Origin of the sequence: Dongia mobilis (assembly GCF_004363235.1) — a bacterium.
GTDB classification, from domain to species: Bacteria; Pseudomonadota; Alphaproteobacteria; order Dongiales; family Dongiaceae; genus Dongia; species Dongia mobilis.
In genome coordinates, this window is the sequence record NZ_SNYW01000007.1 from 477,805 (window position 1) to 492,938 (window position 15,134).

The 15,134-nt window shown below is 64.4% G+C and carries 13 protein-coding genes; 4 read left to right on the forward strand and 9 right to left on the reverse strand.

Features of this window, described 5'->3' with window-relative positions; translation table 11 throughout:
• Positions 1–8: 8 nt before the first annotated feature.
• Positions 9–1,580, reverse strand: a complete 1,572-nt coding sequence (locus tag A8950_RS07970) for an alkaline phosphatase family protein (RefSeq protein WP_133613095.1) — start codon at positions 1,578–1,580, stop codon at positions 9–11.
• Positions 1,581–1,786: 206 nt separating this feature from the next.
• Here A8950_RS07970 and A8950_RS07975 point away from each other — a divergent pair, with 206 nt between their 5' ends.
• The 4 genes from A8950_RS07975 to A8950_RS07990 all read left to right on the forward strand — a co-directional run bounded on the left by A8950_RS07975 (position 1,787) and on the right by A8950_RS07990 (position 5,869).
• Positions 1,787–2,944: an extracellular solute-binding protein gene (locus tag A8950_RS07975; protein WP_133613096.1), complete on the forward strand. Its 1,158-nt coding sequence runs from the start codon at positions 1,787–1,789 to the stop codon at positions 2,942–2,944.
• Positions 2,945–3,025: 81 nt separating this feature from the next.
• Positions 3,026–3,910 (forward strand): ABC transporter permease, encoded by an 885-nt coding sequence (locus A8950_RS07980; RefSeq protein WP_133613255.1) that lies wholly within the window; start codon positions 3,026–3,028, stop codon positions 3,908–3,910.
• A complete protein-coding gene (locus A8950_RS07985; protein ID WP_133613097.1) occupies positions 3,907–4,767 on the forward strand; it encodes an ABC transporter permease in 861 nt (286 codons plus the stop codon). Before A8950_RS07980 ends, A8950_RS07985 begins: the two co-directional genes overlap by 4 nt.
• Positions 4,768–4,777: 10 nt before the next feature.
• Positions 4,778–5,869, forward strand: coding sequence for an ABC transporter ATP-binding protein (locus A8950_RS07990; protein WP_133613098.1), 1,092 nt, complete (start codon positions 4,778–4,780; stop codon positions 5,867–5,869).
• Positions 5,870–5,929: 60 nt separating this feature from the next.
• On the opposite strand, the gene A8950_RS07995 is transcribed toward A8950_RS07990, so the two are convergent.
• From A8950_RS07995 to A8950_RS08030, 8 genes are all read right to left on the reverse strand, one after another.
• Entirely contained in the window at positions 5,930–6,973 is a 1,044-nt protein-coding gene (locus tag A8950_RS07995) for an extracellular solute-binding protein (protein ID WP_208109789.1), read from the reverse strand.
• A gap of 37 nt (positions 6,974–7,010) precedes the next feature.
• Positions 7,011–7,814 (reverse strand): ABC transporter permease, encoded by an 804-nt coding sequence (locus A8950_RS08000; RefSeq protein WP_133613099.1) that lies wholly within the window; start codon positions 7,812–7,814, stop codon positions 7,011–7,013.
• Positions 7,814–8,752 (reverse strand): ABC transporter permease, encoded by a 939-nt coding sequence (locus A8950_RS08005; protein ID WP_133613100.1) that lies wholly within the window; start codon positions 8,750–8,752, stop codon positions 7,814–7,816. Before A8950_RS08005 ends, A8950_RS08000 begins: the two co-directional genes overlap by 1 nt.
• A 6-nt stretch (positions 8,753–8,758) precedes the next feature.
• Positions 8,759–9,853: an ABC transporter ATP-binding protein gene (locus tag A8950_RS08010; protein ID WP_133613101.1), complete on the reverse strand. Its 1,095-nt coding sequence runs from the start codon at positions 9,851–9,853 to the stop codon at positions 8,759–8,761.
• Between the two features lie 160 nt (positions 9,854–10,013).
• Positions 10,014–11,804, reverse strand: coding sequence for an acyl-CoA dehydrogenase (locus tag A8950_RS08015; RefSeq protein WP_133613102.1), 1,791 nt, complete (start codon positions 11,802–11,804; stop codon positions 10,014–10,016).
• A gap of 82 nt (positions 11,805–11,886) precedes the next feature.
• Positions 11,887–13,290 (reverse strand): FAD-binding oxidoreductase, encoded by a 1,404-nt coding sequence (locus tag A8950_RS08020; RefSeq protein ID WP_133613103.1) that lies wholly within the window; start codon positions 13,288–13,290, stop codon positions 11,887–11,889.
• Positions 13,287–14,108: a proteasome-type protease gene (locus A8950_RS08025; RefSeq protein ID WP_166645055.1), complete on the reverse strand. Its 822-nt coding sequence runs from the start codon at positions 14,106–14,108 to the stop codon at positions 13,287–13,289. The genes A8950_RS08020 and A8950_RS08025 overlap by 4 nt, the downstream gene beginning before the upstream one ends.
• Positions 14,109–14,233: 125 nt before the next feature.
• Positions 14,234–15,133, reverse strand: a complete 900-nt coding sequence (locus tag A8950_RS08030; protein WP_133613104.1) for a transglutaminase family protein — start codon at positions 15,131–15,133, stop codon at positions 14,234–14,236.
• Position 15,134: the final 1 nt, after the last annotated feature.

The window sequence follows — 15,134 nt, forward strand, 5'->3', positions numbered from 1 at the left end:
GGAGTACTTCATTCCGCGGCTGTCGCTTTTCGTTCCCGATTCTCCACGCCATCGGGTCCAAGATGCAGGTTGCTCAACACATGTTCCTGGTGCCTGAGTCGCCAGGAGAGCATCTTCTGCGCCATTTCCAGCATGACGCCGGCATGAGCGGGATCGCCGGCCAGGTTATTGAGTTCAGCCGGATCGTTCTCCATGTCGTAGAGCAGCGGCGGCAGCGCCGCGAAATGCACGTATTTCCACCTGCGGCCGCGGATGATGGCGAGTTGGCAGTCGTTTGAAGCGATTCCGAATGCCTGTTCGCCGTCGATACCGCCATTGGGTCCGCCGCGGAAGTCCAGTTCTATATGCGCTTCCTGCCGCCAGTCTGCCGGTGTCGCCCCTTCCAGGAACGGCAACAGCGAACATCCGTCGACCTGCGCCGGAATGTCGAGGCCCAGCCAGTCGAGAATGGTCGGCATGACGTCAACCGATTCGGTGAAGGCATCGACATGGCGGCCGCGCGCAGCGTCGGCAGCCTTGCGCGGATCGCGGATGATGAGCGGAATGTAGAAGCTGGGATCGAAGGGCAATTCCTTGCCCCAGGTGTAATGGTCGCCGCCCATTTCGCCGTGGTCACAGGTGAAGACGATAAGGGTATTCTCGTACTGTCCGGTATCCTTGAGAGTCTGGACAATGCGGCCCACGGCGTCGTCCACCTCGTTCATCATTCCGTAATAGCAGGCGCGCATCTGCCTGAGCTCCAGTTCCGGCATGGTGACGAGGTTCAGCGGATTGTGCTCGTCATAGGAACTGGGCTTCGACAGCTTGTCGATCCATTCGGCGATATGGGGGTGCGTTGCCGCTTCCTCTTCCGGCGTTGCCCGGCGGGCGGGAAGAGCGATCCGGGCCGGGTCATAGAGCGCGTTATAGGGTTCGGGCGTGATCACGGGGGGATGCGGGCGGAGGAACACGCAATGCATGAACCAGTCCTGGTTGCTGTGGTCGCCAATCCAGTCGACCACTTCATTGGCCATGAAGCTGGTATCGCTGTCCTCGGCCGAGAACAGGGTGGGAATAAAGCGGTAGCCGCGATCCGCCGGCTTCTGGAAGCCGGGCTTCGGCTGATAGACGTCGTGCCGTCCTTCGAACCTGTAACCCTTGCGCCTGAGGTCGCTCATCCAGCGGCGCATGTATTCAGGAAACAGCAGGCCCACGGTATAGCCCGGCAGCGGCCCCTCATATGTGCGGAGCGCCGGATCGCTGCTTTCGCGGCCGCGCGGATCGGCACTGGTATCCGTATATCCGTAGAGCATCGGGTCGAAGCCGATCTTGCGGACTTCATGGGCGATGTTGGTGTGGCGCGAATCGAGCGGCGTGCCGTTGCGCCCGGAGCGATGGTTCATCAGATAGAGACCGGTCTGCAGGCTGGCCCGCGCCGGTCCGCAGGGGGCGACCACGGTGTAGTGGCGCTTGAACAGGACCCCGTCGGCAGCAAGCGCATCGAGATGCGGGGTTTTCACGACGGGATGGCCGAGGGCGGAGAGGCATTCCCCGCGCCACTGATCGGCGGAAATGAACAGGATTTTGCGCGGTGATGTCATCTTGATGGGTCCCGGCTGGTTTACCGTGCCGGGACGGCATCCCGGCGATCGGCGGGCATCCTATCCTGCCACTCCCACCTCTGGAAGATGTCTCGTCGACATGGAAGGTCCACGCTCCCGTCATTGAACTGACACTGGCGGCGACTAGCTTGGCGCCGGTTTTTGACACCCACACCCTTTTCGGGCCCATCTCAGGGAGATACATCATGACGCGGTCACTTCCGACCCCATTGCAGGCGCGCAACGTCACGCGCCGGACCCTTCTGAAAACCGCCGGATTCATGGGCGCCGCCGCAATCGGTGCGCCGATGATCGTGCGCAACGCGTTTTCTTCCTCCGGCGAGCTCAACCTCTTCAGCTGGGGCGACTACATCTATCCCGAGATGATCGAGGGGTTCGAGAAGTCGACCGGCATCAAGGTCAACCTCGCCACCTATGGCACCAATGACGAGGTCTTCAATACCATCCGCGCCTCCGGCGGTGCCGGCTACGACGTCATCAATCCGTCGGTCACGCGGACACAGCAATACATTGAATTCGACCTGCTGCAGCCGATCGACGAATCGAAGGTCAACATGGACAAGATCCTCCAGCCGATCCTGGAGTCCTCTAGGTCCCTGGGTGGCGAGATCGGCGGCAAGCGCTACAACCTGCCGTTCAACTGGGGTACCGAGTCGATCTGCGTCGACAAGACCGCCGTCAAGGGCGGCTATGGCGAGCTTTCCTACGGCACCCTGTGGCAGCCGGAATATGCCGGCAAGGTCACCTGTCGTGCCAACTCCATCATGACCGGCATCGGCCTCTATCTCGATGCTACCGGCAAGGTGCCGTCGGGCCGCATGGTCGACACCTACAAGGACGAGGCCAGTCTGCGCCGCGTCTATGACGAGATCGTCAAGTTCGCGCTCGAGAACAAGGCCGCCGTCGGCCAGTTCTGGACCAACGCCCAGGAGACCGAGGCGGCCTTCAAGCAGAACGGCTGCGTCATCGGCCAGATCTGGGACGGCCCCGGCATGCGCATGATGACCGACGAGCCGGAGCGCTTCGCCTATGTCGCCGCCAAGGAGGGTGCCATCACCTGGCTCGACGGCATCGCCCTGCCCAAACAGGCCGAGAACGTCGAACAGGCCTATGCCTGGATCAACTGGTACTACACGCCGGAGAATGCGGCGATCCATGTCATGAAGTCCGGCTACAATTCATGCACGGCTGATGCCGACAAGTTCGCCGGCGAGACCTATGCCAGGAATTTCGCTGCCGCCTATCCCGACAACGCCATTGCCAATCTGTGGTGGTGGCCGCCCGAGGATACGGCGCTCGCCAACATCCGCAACGAATACCGCGACAAGCTGCTGGCGTCGTAACAGGCCGGCAAAGGTAGCGGCCCGCCGTTCCTGTACGGCGGGCCGCCCATCCCTTCGGAAACCGGGCAGACGGAACGCGTGATGCAGGCTCTGGTGGCGCGATATGGCGGGCCGATCACCGCCTTGATGATCTTCACCTCGCTGGTCTGGGTGCTGGGGCTCCTGCTGCTGCCGCAACTCACCATGATCGACTACTCCTTCCGTCCCGCCCTGCCGCTGGCAGAAATTGGCGGCCCGAAGGATGTCTATACCCTCGAAAACTACACATTCCTCTTCGGCAATGCCGGTTTCCTGACCATCTTCGCCAAGACCATCTGGTCCAGCATCCTGGTGACGATCGCCGCCTTCGCGATCTGCTATCCGCTCGCCTACTATCTTGCGCGGGGCACCAGCATCGGCCGCGCGCGCCTGCTGATTGTCGCCCTGATCATTCCCTACTGGATCAACGAGATCCTGCGCACCTTCGCCTGGATGCTGATCCTGGCCCGCGGCGGCCTGATCAACATGGCGCTGATGGAACTCGGCGTCATCGACCAGCCGATCGTCTTTCTGGGGCAGACGCCGACCATCGTCCTCGGCATGGTCTACGCCTATGTGCTCTTCATGGTGTTCCCGATCTACAACGTGCTCGACACGCTGGACAAGGCGCAGGTCGAGGCGGCGCGGGATCTGGGTGCCCCCTGGTGGTGCATCCACTGGCGCATCGCCCTGCCGCATGCCAAGCCCGGAATCGCGGTCGGCTGCATCTCGACTTTCATGCTGGCGGCCGGCAGCTACGCCGTTCCCACCATCCTTGGCGGCCCGCAGTCGCGCTGGTTCACCGAGGTTATCTATTCGCAGTTCTTCGAGGGCATGAACTGGAATCGCGGCGCCGCTTTCGCCTTCCTGCTGCTTCTGGTCTGCGTCACTTTCATCGTCATAATGATGCGACTGTTCCGCGTCAGCCTGGGCGAGGTGGCGAAATGAACCGGTTGTCGTCGCGCGTTATCCTGCGCTCCTTCATCCTCCTTTATCTGGTAGCCTTCTTCGCCTACCTGTTCCTACCGCTGCTCTACATGTCGGCGGCCGCCTTCAACCAGAGCCGGTTCCCCGCGACGGTGCCATGGCAGGGTTTCACGCTGGAATGGTTCGACGCGCTGCTGAACGATTCCATGCTGTGGTCCAGCCTTGGGAACAGCCTGTTGGTTGGCGCTGGGGTCGTGGCACTCTCGGTGCCGATCGGCCTCAATGCGGCGCTGCTGCTGCATCTCCTGCAGAAGCGGGTGCGCACGCTGGCCTATGGGGTGATGGTCTCGCCGATCCTGATGCCCGGCGTCATCCTGGGTATTTCAACCCTGGTCTTCTGGCGCGGCTTCGATGTCGGCGGTGGATGGCATCTTGCCGTTCTTGCCCAGACCACCTTCATCGCCTCCTATTGCATGATGATGTTCCAGGCGCGGCTGCAACGCCTGGACCCGACCTGGGAGGAGGCGGCGCTGGATCTTGGCGCCAGCCATTTCCAGGTCATGCGCCGCATCATGCTGCCCTTTCTGGCGCCGACGGCGATCGGAGCGGCGGTCATCGCCTTCCTGCAATCATTCGAGAACTACAACACCACGCTGTTCGTCTATGGCAGCGACCGGACCCTCACCATCTATCTGGCCGGCAAGGTGCGCGTCGGCCTCACCCCGGCGGTCAATGCGCTATCGGTCATCTTCATCCTGCTGACCGTGGCGGCCGCCGTGCTCTTTGAATGGCGCCGCCGGGCCGAGGCCAGGCCGGCGGCCAGACCGGTACCAGCCAAGGCATCGCTCGGCCGGGCGGCGCCGGTTCCCGCGGAATAGGAGATCTGGAATGAGCATCGGCGAAAGCGTTCACCTCGAGAACGTCACCATGCGCTTCGGCGATTTCACCGCCGTCGACGATGTCAGCCTCGAGATCGAGGCGGGCGAATTCTTCAGTTTCCTGGGGCCCTCCGGCTGCGGCAAGACCACTATTCTGCGCATGATCTCGGGCTTCAACGAACCGAGCGCCGGCCGGGTGCTGATCGGCGGCCGCGACATGCGGGGGTCTGGCCCCAACAGGCGGCCGACGGCGCTCATCTTCCAGAACTTGGCACTTTTCCCCCTGATGCCGGTCTGGGAGAACGTGGCCTTCGGTCTCGAGATGCGCGGAATGGCGCGATCCGCGCGCCGGCGCCGGGCCGAGGAGTTGCTGGACCTGGTGGCCCTCGGCAATGCCGGCGACAAGCGCGTCGCCGATCTTTCCGGCGGACAGCGCCAGCGCGTCGCCATTGCCCGGGCACTCGCCGTCGAGCCCAAGGTGATGCTGCTGGACGAGCCGCTGTCAGCCCTCGACCTCAAACTGCGCCAGCACATGCGGGCGGAACTTCGCGCCATCCAGAAGCGGACCGGCGTCACCTTCATCTACATCACCCACGACCAGGGCGAGGCCCTCACCATGTCCGACCGCATCGCCGTGATGAGCCGCGGCCGCCTGGAGCAGGTGGCGCGACCGGATGCGGTCTACAACGAACCGGCAACGCCCTTTGCCGCCAGTTTCGTTGGCGAGGCCAACATCTTCCAGGGGCGCGTCGTCGGGCTGTCGGCGGAGGAGGTGGAGATCGAGACCGATCTGGGCCGCATGCGGGCGCGCAACGGCGGCGATCTGCGCCAGGGCGACCGCGCCATGCTGTTCGTGCGGCCGGAGCGCTCCAGCATCGCCCTCGGCGGCGATGGCGGTCGCATCGAGGCCGAACTTGTTGAAATGGAGTTCGAGGGCAGTTTCATTAACCTGCGCCTGCGGGCGCCCAACCGCCAGCCGATCATGGTGCAAATGGCCAATGACGGCGGCCTCGGCGAGATGGCGCGGATGGCCAGCGTTCCGGTCAGTTTCGCCGCCCGCGCCGCGATTGCGCTGCCGGAGGGTGAACTCGCCCATCAGTGAATGCAAGAAGGGCGCCGCGTCGCCACGGCGCCCTGTCCGGCAGCAGAATTTGCCGGGAGGCTACTTCAGCAAATTGGTCCAGATCTTGTCATACATCTGCACCACGTTTTCGGGGCAGGGCGGCACGAATTCAGCCTTCGGTGCGTCGGCCGGCGGGTTCACTTCCGGCGCCTCGACCAGGGCCTTGTCGAGGAACGGCTCGACACCCTTCACGCCGGCGGAATAGCGGGCGAAGTTGGTAAGGGCGGCCGCGTTCTCCGGGTCCATCATGAAGTTCATGAAGAGCTTCGCGTTCTCGATGTTGGGCGCCCCCTTGATGACGACGATGTTGTCGGACCAGCCGGTATAGCCTTCCTTCGGATAGGCGTATTTCAGCGTGGCGCGTTCCTCGCGGGCGCGCATGCCGAAGCCGTTATAGATCTGCCCCGCCGCGGCATCGCCCGTCACCAGCACCTCCTTGGCGCCGTCCGAGTTGAACGAGAGCCAGTCTGCCTTGGCCTTCAGCAGCAGGTCGTTGAGTTCCTTCAGCTGCTCCGGGTTGTCGTTGCAGCGGGGATGGCCGAGGTAGCGCAGGCCCGCATTGAGGACCTCGTTCACCTCCTTCAGCATGTTGATCTTGCCCTTGAGTTCGGCAGGCGGGTCGAAGATCACCTGCCAGGTATTGATGTCGCCGCCATAGACCGCGCTATCCACCATGAAGGCGGTCGAGCCCCACTGATAGGGCACCGAATACTCGCGCTTGGGATCCCAATACACGCCCAGCATGTCCTCGCGGACGTTCTTGAAGTTCGGCAGTGCGAAGGCATCGACCTTTTCCAGCAAGCCTTCCTGGAGCAGGATCGCCACCATGTACTCGCCCGGCACCGCCACGTCATAGCCGGTGACACCGGCCTTGAGGCGCGCCAGCAGGTCCTCGTTCGAGTTGTAGGTGTCCATCGTCACCTTGACGTCGTGTTCCTTGGCGAACTTGTCGAGCAGGTCCTGCGGGATATAGTCGAACCAGTTGTAGATCTTGAGCTCGCCCGCAGCCTCGGCCCCGCTGCTCAGCCCCAAAGTGATGATTGCGGCCGATGCGGCGGCCAGCAGCCTGATCTTGGTAGTCATGTCCCTCTCCCTGTTGGTTGTTGCAATGGGTCGTCGTTCAGCTGCTGGCGCCGCGCCGGCTTATCAGATAGGACGCCGAGACGAACAGCGCCGATACCAGCAGCATCATGGTCGAAATCGCGTTGATCTCCGGGGTGAAGCCAGTCCGCACCATGCCATAGATCGCCATCGGCAGGGTGGTGGCGCCGGGGCCTGCCACCATGTTGGTGATGATGAAATCGTCGAGCGAGACGATGAAGGCCAGCATGTAGCCGGAAATGATGCCGGGCATGGTCAGCGGCAGGGTGACGTAGCGGAAGGTCTCCCAGCGCGTGGCATAGAGGTCCCGCGCCGCCTCCTCGAAATACCCTTCCAGCCCCTGCAGCCGCGCGGCGATGGGCAGGTAAGCGAAGGGAATGCAGAAGACCGTATGGGCGATGATGATGGTGGAAAGGCCAAGCTGGATGCCGATTGCCAGGAAGAACACCAGGCTGCCGATGGCGGTGACGATCTCCGGTACCATCAGGGGCAGGTTGAGGAGGGCGAAGCTGGCGCTCTGGTGCTTCAGCTGCCGCCCCCGTGTCATGGCGAGGGCAGCGCACAGGGCCAGAATGGTGCCGAGGGTGGCTGCGACCAGTGCAACGACGACGGAATTGAAAGTGGCCGAATGCAGTTGCGGATTGTTGAGTGCCTTCAGATACCAGGCGAAGCTGAACCCGCCCCAGGTGGTGATCGAGCGCAGCTCGTTGAAGGAATAGATCATGATCACCAGCATCGGCGCATAGAGCAGCACGATGCAGGCCCAGGTGACGGCGCCGAAGCCGGGATAGCGCTTGAGGTCGTGCCGCTGCGGGGATGCCATCACTGCCTCCCTTGCTCGGCCGCGGCCTGCTGTGCGCGGCGCGCGAACAGCACCAGGACGATGAGCACGAGTGTGAGCAGGATGACGGCCGCCGCCGAACCGAACGGCCAGTTGCGCGACGACTGGAACTGCAACGCAATGGTGTTGCCGATCATCAGGTTCTTGCCGCCGCCGAGGAGATCGGGCGCGATGAAGGAGCCGAGGCTCGGGATGAAGACTAGCAGCGAGCCGGCGACGATGCCGGGTCTGGTCAGCGGTACGATGATCTGCCGCAGGATGGTCCAGCGGTCGGCATAGAGATCGTGCCCGGCTTCGACGAGGCGGAAATCAAAGCGCTCGATGGCGGCATAGATCGGCAGCACCATGAAGGGGAGATAGGAGTAGACGAGGCCCAGGCCGATGGCGAAATCGGTATAGGCGAGACGGATCGGTTCGCTGATGAGGCCGATACCCAGCAGGATCGAATTGAGCGGTCCCTCATCGCGAATGATGAACAGCATCGAGACGGTGCGGATGAGGAGATTGACCCAATAGGGGACGGTAATCAGGAATACCCACATGTTGCGCTGTGCCGCCGGCCTTGTCGCGATGTAATAGGCGGTCGGGAAGCCGATGGCGAGGCAGGCAATGGTGGCGACGAGGGCCTGCAGGACAGAGCGGCCATAGATCTGCAGATAGGAGGCGTGGAACACCAGCTCGTCGGTGAAGAGATCGCGCTCGAACAGGAACTGCTCGTAGGCGGCAAGCGAGAATTCCCAGACGACGCCGCCATAGGTGCCCTTGGTCAGGAAGGAATAGACCAGGATGAAGCCCAGCGGCAGAACCAGGAAGATGGCAATGGCCAGAAGAGCCGGCAGCAGCAGCAGGCCGCGCTGCCGTGCGGTCAGTCCCGCCGCACTTTCCTGCTGGCTGTTGCCGGTGGCGATGAGCGCGGCCATCGGCGCCTAATCCCTGAGCTGCCGCGCGGCACCCGGTGCCACGCTGATGGTGGCGGCGCTACCGGGTTCCAGCGTGCTGCCGCTGGTGTTGGGCACCAGCAGGGTCAGCGGCGCGCCGTCGGCGAGGCGCACCAGCACCTGCCGGTTGGTGCCGAGATAGATAATGCGATCGATGGTACAGGGGGTGCCGCTGCCCCCAATTCCCGCCACCAGGCTGATGCGTTCCGGCCGGATCGAAAGATGGACCATCTGGCCGGGATCGCCCGAACCGCTCGCGGTCAATTCCAGGCCCTGGGCGGTGCGGCAGCGCCGGCGATCCGGACCGTCCTCGCCGAGGACCGTGGCCTCGATCAGATTGGTGTCGCCGATGAAGTCTGCCACGAACCGGTTGCTGGGGCGCTCATAGACGTCTTCGGCCGTGCCCAGCTGCTGGACCTCGCCCTGCGACATGACGGCGATACGGTCGGACATGGCCAGCGCTTCCTCCTGGTCATGCGTCACGAAGATGAAGGTGATGCCGGTATTCTCCTGGATCTGCTTCAGTTCTAGGCGCATCTGCTGCCTGAGCTTGAGATCGAGGGCGGAGAGCGGCTCGTCGAGCAGCAGGATCTTGGGCTGCGGGGCCAGGGCGCGGGCCAGGGCCACGCGCTGCTGCTGGCCGCCCGACAACTGGCCTGGCCGCCTGCCGGCGAAGCCCGAGAGGCGGACGATTTCCATCATCTCGCCGACGCGCTTCTTCACCTCTGTGTCGGAACGCTTCAGCCGCCGGAGGCCGAAGGCGATGTTCTCCTCCACCGTCATGTGGGGAAACAATGCGTAATGCTGGAAGACCGTGTTGACCGGCCGCCGGTTGGGCGGCAGCTGCTCGATCTCCTCGCCGAACAGAAAGACACGACCGCCGCTCACCTGCTCGAAGCCGGCGATGATCCGCAGCAGGGTGGTCTTGCCGCAGCCCGACGGACCCAGCAGGGTGAAGAACTCGTTATCCGCGATGCTGAGCGATACGCCTTTCAGCGCCGTTACGGCGCTTGCCCCTTCGCCATAGACCTTGACCACCTGGTCGATGCCGACAGCATCCCGTCGCAGGGCTTGCGTTTCCATGATCCGATCGATTGTCCTGTTTGCCGTCGCCTGTCACGTCCGGTCGGCACTCTGGCGGCGCCGATCCCTGATATACAAATGTGTCGGCTGGCGCCCGCCTTGGCAAGCGGAACCCATGGTTCCCGCACCACATTGCGCCTATGCCGAGCGAATATTGCGGCTATAGCGCGTCGGGGTCGAGTGCCAGCAGGCTGTCGCCGCCGCCGGTGACCTGAGCCAGATAGGCCGCACTTTCGCCGAGGACATTGTCGGCATAGAAGCGGGCGAAGCCGATTTTGCGGGCCAGATAGGCGGAATCGCCGGTCCCGGCGGCGAGGCGCCGGACGGCTTCGGCGGCGGCCAGGCCCAGCAGGCAGCCGGCCATGACCGTGCCGGCGAGGTTGAGATAGGGCTGAGCCACGGCGAGGCCCAGGCGCGCGTCGTCACGGCCGCCGGTCAGGACGAAATCGGTCGCCAGCCCCAGGCGCTGCAGCGCCGGCAGCAGCCGCTCGCGCAGGGCGCCGAGGTCGGCATGCTGGTCGTCGAGCGCGCCAAGCGTTCGGGTGAACTCATTGATGAGGCTGTGCATCGCCTCGCCATTGTCGCGTTGCACCTTGCGACCGACGAGGTCGATCGCCTGGATCCCGTTGGTGCCCTCGTAGATCGCGAAGATGCGGGCGTCGCGATAGTGCTGCGCGGCACCCGTCTGCTCGATATAGCCAGCGCCGCCATGAACCTGGATGCCGAGCGAACTGACGCGGATCCCCTGATCCGTGCTCCAGGCCTTGGTGATCGGGATGAGGAGGTCAAGGCGGGCCTGCTGCCGCGCCCGTTCGGCGGAATCGGGGTGGCGAATTGCCCGGTCGAGAGCACCGGCGGTGAAACAGGCGAGCGCCCGGGCGCCCTGGGTGAGGACCTGCATGGTGGCGAGATTCCGGCGTACGTCCGGATGATGCAGGATCGGCAGATTGGCGTCCTTGGGGGCGCCTACAACCGCACTCTGCACGCGCTGCCTGGCATAGGCGGCGGCCTGCTGCAGGGCGCGTTCGGCGATGCCGATGCCCTGCACGCCGACGGTCAGGCGCGCATTGTTCATCATGGTGAACATCTGCGGCAGTCCCTGCAGAGGTTCTCCCACCAGTTCGGCCAGGGCGCCGCCTTTTTCGCCATAGGACATGACACAGGTGGGCGATCCGTGGAGGCCCAGCTTGTGTTCGAGCGAAACGCAGGTGACGTCGTTGCGCGCACCCAGCGATCCGTCATCATTCACCAGGAATTTCGGGCAGATGAACAGCGACAGGCCCTTGTGGCCTTCCGGCCCGCCGGGATGGCGCGCCAGCACCAGATGGATGATGTTGGGGACGAAATCATGCTCGCCATGGGTGATGAAGATCTTCTGCCCCTTGAGGAGGTAGCCGCCTTTCCCGTCCGCCTCGGCCCTGGTGCGGATGGCGCCAAGATCGGTGCCGGCCTGGGCCTCGGTCAGGTTCATGGTGCCGGTCCATTCGCCGCTCACCAGTTTGGGCAGGTATTTCGCCTTTTGCGCCGCGCTGCCGTGGTGCTGGATCGCCTCGACGGCACCTTGCGTCAGCATCGGGCAGGCGGCGAAGGCGACGCTGCCGCCGTTCCAGATCTCCTGCAGTGCCGTGGTCAGCAGCCAGGGCATGCCCTGGCCGCCATATTCGGGGTCGAAGGCGACCGCATTCCAGCCGTCAGCGACAAAGCGCTGATAGGCGTCGCGATAGCCTTCCGGCGTGGTGACCGCGCCGTCCTTCAGCGTGCAGCCGCGGTCGCCGTGGCGGTTGATGGGCGCCAGGACCTCGCCGGCGAAGGTGCTGGCGGCGGCCAGGATGTCGGCAACGGTATCTGGCGTCGCCTCGCCATAGCCGGGCAGGCCGGCGATGTCGTGAAGCCCGGCAACGGATTCCAGGGTGAACTGGATGTCGGCCAGAGGCGCTTCGTATCCGCTCATGATATCCCCCGCGCGGTCCCGCCCCGCCTGGCATGGGCGTTCGGCCTGGGGCCGCTCGGGCCGAGTATGGCGCCGGTATGGTTTATAAAACCTTTCCCGGGTTGAACAGGCCGTCGGGGTCGAGGGCCTGCTTTACCGCCCGCATGGCGGCAAGCACCACGGGGGATTTGAGGCGGGCCAGTTCCTCGCGCCGCAGCTGGCCGATGCCGTGCTCGGCACTGATCGAGCCCTGATGCGCCGTGACGCAATCATGTACCAGGCGGTTGATCTCGCCGGTCCGCGCCTGGAAGCCGGCAGGGTCGGCGCCGGCCGGCTGCAGTACGTTGAAATGCAGGTTGCCGTCGCCGACATGACCGAAGATCAGCGGCCGCAGGCTGGAATCGTGCGCCGCAAGGGCTTCGGTCGCCGCGCGGATAAAGGCCGGGATGGCCGCCACCGGTACCGAGATGTCGTGCTTGATACCGGCGCCCTCCCGCGGTTGCGCCTCCACCATGGCCTCGCGCAGGCGCCACAATTCCCGCCGCTGTGCCTCGCTTTCGGCCAGCAGACCGTCGGCGATCTCCGCCGCCGCCATGCCTTCGCCCAAGGCGCGTTCAAGCGATCCCGATATGTCGATATCCTCGGATGGCGAGCCGGCCTCGATCAACAGGAACCAATCGGCCGGATGATCCAGCGGCAGTCGCCCGCCGCCATGCTGGCGGGCGAGGGCGAGACCGAAGCGCGGCAGCAATTCGAAACTGACCAGCTGGTCGGCGGTCGCCGCGCGGCAGCGGGCGAGGACCATGGGCGCCGCCGCGATGTCGCCGAGGGCGACCAATGCCGTCGCACGCCGGCGCAGTGCCGGAAACAGTTTGAGGCTCGCCGCCGTGATCAAGCCCAGTGTCCCCTCCGCGCCGATGAAGAACTGCTTCAGGTCATAGCCGGTATTGTCCTTGCGCAGACCGCCCAGTACATCCAGGACCGAGCCGTCGGCCAGCACCACCTCGAGGCCCAAAGTGAGGTCGCGGGCATTGCCGTATCTGAGGACGTTGATGCCGCCGGCATTGGTCGAAAGATTGCCGCCGATCTGGCACGAGCCCTCGGCGGCGAGGCTCAAGGGAAACAGCCGGTCGGCTTGCGCCGCGGCAGACTGAATGTCGGCCAGGATGCAGCCCGCTTCCACGACGATCGTGTTGTTGAGCGGGTCGAGCGCGCGGATGCGGTTCATCCGTCGCATGTTGACGACGAGATTGTTGCCGCCGGCATCCGGCGTTGCGGCGCCGGAAAGGCCGGTATTGCCACCCTGCGGCACGATGCTGATACCGTGATCGCGGCACAGCCTGACCAGCGCCGCCGCCTCGGCGGTCGACGCCGGCAGGGCCATACCGATGGCCGCACCCTGAAAGATGCCGCGCCAGTCGCGGATATGGGGGGCGAGCGCCGCCGGATCGGTCAGGAAACCCTTGGGCCCCAGCAGGGCGGCAGCTTGCTCCTGAAACGCGGTCACTTCGTGACCTTGCGCCTTGGCGGTTTGCGCCCGGTCACCTTGCGAGCAGTTTTTTTATCGAGTCCCGGGGCGCCGGCGATGCCCTTGTAGGGCGGCTGCGGGATGGCCTGGTGGCTGGCGCGCAGGGCTTCGGACCAGCTGCGGCGCAGATCCTCGAAATACGGATCGCCCGCATGGATGCGGTGCACCAGTTCCGGCTGGCAGGCATTCTCGCGCAGTACCATGAGGTCGAGCGGCAGGCCGACCGCCAGGTTCGACCGCATGGTGGAATCCATCGATATGAGGCCGATCTTCAGCGCCTCGGCCAGGTCGGTCTCATGGGTGATGGCGCGGTCGAGGATCGGCTTGCCGTATTTGTGCTCGCCGATCTGCAAATAGGGCGTATCGCCGGTCGCCTCGATGAAGTTGCCGGCGGAATAGATCATGAAAAGGCGCATGCGCCGGTTGCGGATCTGGCCGCCCAGCAACAGGGCGACATCGAAGCCGGCCTGGTGCTGTTCCAGGCTGGGGCCGTCGGTGCGATAGACCTCGCGCACCGCGGCACCCACCAGCTGCGCCGCCTTGAACATGGTCGGCATGTCCATGAGCGTGCGCTTCTTGCCCGATTCGGGATCGGTCAACCCTTCCGTCAGCAGGCTGATGACCGATTGCGTGATCGAGAGATTGCCGGAACTCGCGATCGCCATGCAGCGCTCGCCCGGATCACAGAACAGATGCAGCTTGCGGAAGCAGGAGATGTTGTCGATCCCCGCATTGGTGCGGGTATCCGAGATCATCACCAGGCCGTCGCGCAGCTTCAATCCGACGCAATAGGTCATGTGGGCGTTCTTCGTCGCAGGTATTGCATCCGTCGCCGCTTCCGGCGTGCCGTCTGGCTTCTTATAACGTTTGCAGCGGGGTTCTGCCAATCGCTGGTGCTGCTCTTGGGTCAGGTCCCCACTTCCTATGCTTGGAATTGCTGGCTGGCCTGGCGAGCTGTTTCTGGCGGCCGCTGCCAGCGGATCTGGTTGTCCTGGCCGTTCTGGCTGTCCAGGTGCGAATCGGCTACGGTCACCTCGACTGCCATCTTTTCGCTGGCGCCGCCCAACCGGGCGCCGCGGATCGGTGCGGCCCCTAGATAGTCGAGGCCGATGCCGACCCGGATATGGGATTCGGTCGGGCAGATGCCGTTGGCGGGATCGAAGCCGACCCAGCCCAGCCCCGGTATATGGGCCTCGGCCCAGGCATGGCCCGCTTCCTGGTGGATCGCCTCGTCCGAACGCATCAGATAGCCGCCGACATAGCGCGCCGGAATGTTCAGGACGCGCGCTGCCGCGATGAAGACATGGGACAAATCCTGGCAGACGCCGCGCTTCAGGGCGAAGGCATCGGCGGCACTGGTGCTGGTGTCGGTGGGCTCGGTGTCGAAGGCCATGTCGAGATGCAGCGTTGCCAGCAGCGCATGCAGGGTCTTCAGCGCATTGCCGCCATGCCGGCCGAAGAGGTCGCGCGCAAATTCGGTGATCGCCGCATCCGCCCGGGTCAGCGGCGTCTCGCGCAGGAAGAACTGCGGCGGAAAGCGCTCGCAGGTGCCACGCAGGATGCCGTTGGTGTCCTGCATGTCGACCTCGCCCTCGACGGTCAGGCAAAGGTCCTGTATGGGTCCATCCAGCGACAGCATGTGCATGACATTGCCGAAGGCATCTTCGCCCGGCCGCAGTGTGCCGTCGTGGTCGAGGTCGATCTGCCAGCGCCGCACGTACTGGCCCTCGTGGTTGCGCGGCATCAGCCGCAGGGCCTGGATGATCGACTTCACCGGCTGCTCGTAGTGATAGCGGGTACGGTGGCGCACATGGATCAACATC

Excerpts from the sequence above, each read along its gene's own strand:
- A8950_RS07970 (WP_133613095.1), bottom strand. The coding sequence starts at position 1,580 with ATGACATCACCGCGCAAAATCCTGTTCATTTCCGCCGATCAGTGGCGC.
- A8950_RS07975 (WP_133613096.1), top strand. The coding sequence starts at position 1,787 with ATGACGCGGTCACTTCCGACCCCATTGCAGGCGCGCAACGTCACGCGC.
- A8950_RS07980 (WP_133613255.1), top strand. The coding sequence starts at position 3,026 with ATGCAGGCTCTGGTGGCGCGATATGGCGGGCCGATCACCGCCTTGATG.
- A8950_RS07985 (WP_133613097.1), top strand. The coding sequence starts at position 3,907 with ATGAACCGGTTGTCGTCGCGCGTTATCCTGCGCTCCTTCATCCTCCTT.
- A8950_RS07990 (WP_133613098.1), top strand. The coding sequence starts at position 4,778 with ATGAGCATCGGCGAAAGCGTTCACCTCGAGAACGTCACCATGCGCTTC.
- A8950_RS07995 (WP_208109789.1), bottom strand. The coding sequence starts at position 6,973 with ATGACTACCAAGATCAGGCTGCTGGCCGCCGCATCGGCCGCAATCATC.
- A8950_RS08000 (WP_133613099.1), bottom strand. The coding sequence starts at position 7,814 with ATGGCATCCCCGCAGCGGCACGACCTCAAGCGCTATCCCGGCTTCGGC.
- A8950_RS08005 (WP_133613100.1), bottom strand. The coding sequence starts at position 8,752 with ATGGCCGCGCTCATCGCCACCGGCAACAGCCAGCAGGAAAGTGCGGCG.
- A8950_RS08010 (WP_133613101.1), bottom strand. The coding sequence starts at position 9,853 with ATGGAAACGCAAGCCCTGCGACGGGATGCTGTCGGCATCGACCAGGTG.
- A8950_RS08015 (WP_133613102.1), bottom strand. The coding sequence starts at position 11,804 with ATGAGCGGATACGAAGCGCCTCTGGCCGACATCCAGTTCACCCTGGAA.
- A8950_RS08025 (WP_166645055.1), bottom strand. The coding sequence starts at position 14,108 with ATGACCTATTGCGTCGGATTGAAGCTGCGCGACGGCCTGGTGATGATC.
- A8950_RS08030 (WP_133613104.1), bottom strand. The coding sequence starts at position 15,133 with ATGTTGATCCATGTGCGCCACCGTACCCGCTATCACTACGAGCAGCCG.